Origin of the sequence: Streptomyces sp. NRRL F-5727 (genome assembly GCF_000719555.1) — a bacterium.
Lineage (GTDB): Bacteria > Actinomycetota > Actinomycetes > Streptomycetales > Streptomycetaceae > Streptomyces.
Map to the genome: position 1 here is coordinate 1 of NZ_JOGX01000127.1, position 4,218 is coordinate 4,218.

General features: G+C 72.0%; 4 protein-coding genes. All 4 read left to right on the plus strand.

The features are described 5' to 3' along the window. The first annotated feature begins 180 nt into the window (after window positions 1–180). Window positions 181–828 carry a ScbR family autoregulator-binding transcription factor gene (locus tag IF73_RS0136875; protein ID WP_031015843.1) on the plus strand — a complete coding sequence of 216 codons (648 nt, stop codon included), beginning with the start codon at window positions 181–183 and terminating at the stop codon, window positions 826–828. A 428-nt stretch (window positions 829–1,256) separates the two neighbouring features. Continuing rightward, entirely contained in the window at window positions 1,257–2,078 is an 822-nt protein-coding gene (locus IF73_RS0136880) for an AfsR/SARP family transcriptional regulator (RefSeq protein ID WP_031015845.1), read from the plus strand. A gap of 359 nt (window positions 2,079–2,437) precedes the next feature. Further along, entirely contained in the window at window positions 2,438–3,259 is an 822-nt protein-coding gene (locus IF73_RS0136885) for an AfsR/SARP family transcriptional regulator (RefSeq protein WP_031015846.1), read from the plus strand. Window positions 3,260–3,512: 253 nt separating this feature from the next. Continuing rightward, window positions 3,513–4,218 (plus strand): thioesterase II family protein (locus IF73_RS0136890; protein ID WP_031015848.1); only part of this gene is annotated, 706 nt, incomplete at its 3' end.

Below are 4,218 nucleotides of genomic sequence, written 5' to 3' on the forward strand. Positions count from 1 at the left end.
CCCCGCCGACACCCGCCAGGTGCTCATCCGGTCCCTCGCCATGCTCCGCACCAAGCACGCCGACCTGCCGTCCCGCAAGCACGGCAACCCGCCTCAGTAGCAGCACGTCCGATCAGACCCCGACGGCCCGGCGCGCGGACGCCGGGCCGCGGTGTCGCGTTCCTCGGGGAGACCGCCGACATGGCAAGACAGCAAAGAGCAACCCGCACCCGGCACGCGCTGATCCGGTCGGCGGCCCAGGTGTTCGCCGAACAGGGCTTCGTCGCCGCGTCCCTGGGCGCCATCAGCAGGCAGGCCGGCGTGAGCAACGGCGCCCTGCACTTCCATTTCGCCAACAAGGAAGCGCTCGCCGAAGCCGTCGAGGCGGAGGCCGCCGCAACCGTCCTCGCCATCACGAGGGCCGCGCACGCCCGGCACGGCGACTCCCTGCAGGCGGTCGTGGACGCCACCCACGAACTGATGGGCGCCCTGGCCCGGGACGTCGTGGTCCGCGGCGGCTTCGAAGCCGCGGGCGACGTCACACGCCGCCGGCAGTCCCTGCTGTGGGAGCAGTGGCACCGCTGGGTCGAGGACAGCCTCTGCCGGGCCGAGCGCAACGGCGCCCTGGCCAGGGGGGTGGCGTGGGGCGACGCCGCCCACGTCGTCATCGCGGCGACCGCGGGCTTCGAGGCGCTGGGAAGCGAGGACGGTTCCTGGCGGGCGCGGCTCAGCGTCACCCGCTTCTGGGAACTGATGCTGCCCCGGCTCGCCGACCCGGACCACCTGGACACGCTCGTCTGCGCCGGCTCACCGGCGCACCCCACCGAGCTGCGGGAGCCCGCCGGCTGACACTCCGCCACGCGACCCCGACCGACGAAACCACCCCCCCACCGTCGGCTGGCCCTCGTGGGCCGGCCCCTCGCCGGCCGGCATCCGGCCACGCGCTCGGAGCGCCTGCCGGTCGACGCCACGCCACGCACCCGGCCAACGGCTTCGGGCTGACGCCCCCGCCATGCCCCCCGGCCATGCTCCCCGCCACGCCCCGCGCCAACAGCCGCGCGCCTGACGCCCCACCACGTACCCATCCTCAACTGCTGACTGACGAGTCGTCACGTGCTTGCTCGGGCGCTGCGGCGCGCCGCGCCGATTAGAAACGGCACGCGCGGTTTGGTATTGACAGACCGGTCACCCTGTTTTTAAGTTGTCACGAGCCGGACAGGCGCCCGCCAACGGCGCCGGGACGACAGGACCACTCGGGCACGGGACAGGGAGATCACGTGAATATCGAGGTACTGGGCACCCTGAGCGTCAGGGAGAACGGCATACCGGTCATGCCCACCGCGCCGAAACCACGACAGGTGCTCGCCCTCCTCGCGCTCCACGCGGGTCAGGTCGTCTCCGTCGCCTCGCTGACAGAGGAACTGTGGGGCGACAAGCCGCCCCGCAGCGCCCGTAACACCCTGCAGACGTATGTGCTCCAGCTGCGCGAACTCATCGCGGCGGCCATGGGGGAGGGGGCGCCGGAAGGTGCGGCCAAGGACGTCCTGGTCACCCTGCCGGGCGGTTACCTCCTCGACAGCGGCGACGGACGCATCGACGCCAGGGAGTTCGAACAGCTCACCGGAGTCGGCTACCGGGCGATGGACGCCGGGGACTTCCAGGGCGCCTCGCGGCGCCTGAAGGAGGCGCTCGCGCTGTGGACCGGGCCCGCCTTCGCCGACGTGCACACCGGCGCACAGCTCCAGATGGAGGCCAGGCGCCTGGAGGAGACCCGGCTGTACGCGCTCGACCAGCGCATCGAGGCGGACCTGCGGCTGGGCCGGCACCGCGAACTGGTCGCCGAACTCACCACCCTCGTCGACCGCTACCGCACCCACGAGAACCTGCACGGCCAGTACATGCTGGCCCTGCACCGTTCCGGACGCCGCAGCGAGGCGCTGCAGGCGTACCAGCGGATTCGGACGACCCTCGTGCGGGAACTCGGACTGGAGCCGTCCATCGAACTGCGCAGGATGCAGAGCGCGATCCTCATGTCCAGCCCCGACACCACCCGCGATCCGGCCGTCAACGGCCGCGACCGCCTGGTGCGCAACAGCTGAACGCGCCACCCCCCCGTGCACCGCAGCCGGGCGCGACAGGCGGCAGGGCAGCCTGCGGGGTCGCCAGGCAGGGCGGCCGGGGCGCGGCGACCGGCGAGGCAGGCGAGCGGGGGGATTTCGTGTGTGCCGGCCGCGCGCGGCGTCCGTCCACGAGGCGTATTCCAGAGGGATTCGAGCGGAGTGAAATCCGGTCCGCTCACGCCTTCCCGACTCCGAAAACCCCTGCTCATCACCGCCGTTCAAGGTGTGCTCAAAGTCCGCTGAAGAAATCGAAACGCCTGGTGCGAGTGCGGCTAGTGTTCCGGTTCGTCGACGGACTTTCATTCTTCGGAAGTGCCCGACCACGAACGGAGGAAGTCATGAAGATTCAGGTTCTGGGACCGCTGCGTGCCGCCGTGAACGGATGCTCGATCGTCCCCTCCGCCGGAAAGCCCCGTCAGGTCCTCGCCCTGCTGGCGCTGTATCCCGGCCGCATCATGCCTGTTCCGACGCTCATGGAGGAGATCTGGGGCACCCATCTGCCGCAGAGCGCGATGACGACGCTCCAGACGTACATCATGCAGCTGCGCCGCTGCCTCGGCACCGCGATGGGCCCCGACGCCCCAGGCACGGCCAAGGACGTCCTGGCGACACGGCACGGCGGATATCTTCTGCAGATACCCCAGGAATCCGTGGACGTACACGCTTACGAAAAGCTCGCCGCCCAGGGGCAGCACGCCTTCGACGACGGTGACGACGAACAGGCGGCCCGCTGTTTCCGAAATGCCCTCGACCTGTGGCAGGGACCCGCATTGGTGGACGTCCGCGTCGGCCCTATTCTGGAGATCGAAGTCACCCGCCTCGAGGAGTCCCGGCTGGTGACCGTCGAACGGCGGATCGACGCCGACCTCCGGCTCGGTCGGCACGCCGAACTCATCGCCGAACTCGCCGACCTGATCGCCCGCAACCCCCAGCACGAGGGCCTGCACGCGCAGGCGATGGTGGCTCTGTACCGCTCCGGCCGGCAGGCCGCCGCCCTGGACGTCTACCGCCGGCTCCGCATCCGGCTGATCGAAGAGCTCGGCGTGGAACCCTCACCCCAGCTCCAGCGCCTGCACCAGGCGATGCTGGCCGTCGACCCGGAACTCGACATCACGGCCGGCCCGCGACGCGGCTCGACCTTCGACCGCTACGCCGCCTGACACCCCCACCCACTGACGCATCCACCCGTCCACTCATCCCCCCACTCATTCATCCGGCCGCACCCCCCGGGGCCCGGTCGACCGGCGCGTGGACCAGGGGCGGTACCCCGCTCCCGGCCCACGGCCACGGCACCCGCCGTCACCGACCGCCGGGCCGGACCCTCGACCCGGCCACGAGCGAAGCTCAAGGACGGTGCGGGAACCTCGATCCCGCCTCGTACCACCACCGTGGGCGGAGACCGAGGGGGAACCCATGCCCGACCGACGACCCGTACGACTCCACTGCTTCGCACACGCCGGAGCGGGCGTCTCCGCCTTTCACGGCTGGACGACGAGCGCCGGGCCCGGCGTCGAGCCGGTACCGGTCCTCCTGCCGGGGCGCGGACGCCGTCGGTCGGAGCCCCGGATCACCACGCGCGACGCGCTCCTCGCCGACGTCCTGCCCCTGGTCACCGCAGCCCGCCCCGGCCCCTACGTCCTGTACGGCCACTCCCTCGGCGCGCTGGTCGCCCTCACCCTGACACGCGCCCTGCACGAGGCGGGCATGCCCGGCCCCGCCCTCCTCGCCGTCGGGGCCTGCCCGCCGCCGCAGGCACCCTCACCGCTGTCCGACGCCCACGACGCGCCCGACGGCGAACTGCTCGACCTCCTGCACCGGATGGGCGCCGTACCGCCCGGCAGCGCACGGGATGGCATCTGGGACCGCCTGGTACTGCCCGTGCTGCGCAGCGACCTGGAACTCGCCCAGGCCCTGCGCACCGCCGCCCTCGAACCGTCCGCCGCCGGCCCGCTCACCACCCCCCTGCTGATCGTCGCCTCACCCCACGACCCCCTGGCCCCGCCCCAGGTGGCCGACGGATGGCGCCACTGGACCCAGGGCCCCACCCGCCTGCGTGTCGTGCGAGGCGACCACTTCTTCGTACGCGGCACAGACCTGCCCCGGCTCCTCGGCCGGGCCT

Coding starts and splice junctions, on each gene's coding strand:
- IF73_RS0136875 (WP_031015843.1), top strand. CDS start 181: ATGGCAAGACAGCAAAGAGCAACCCGCACCCGGCACGCGCTGATCCGG.
- IF73_RS0136885 (WP_031015846.1), top strand. CDS start 2,438: ATGAAGATTCAGGTTCTGGGACCGCTGCGTGCCGCCGTGAACGGATGC.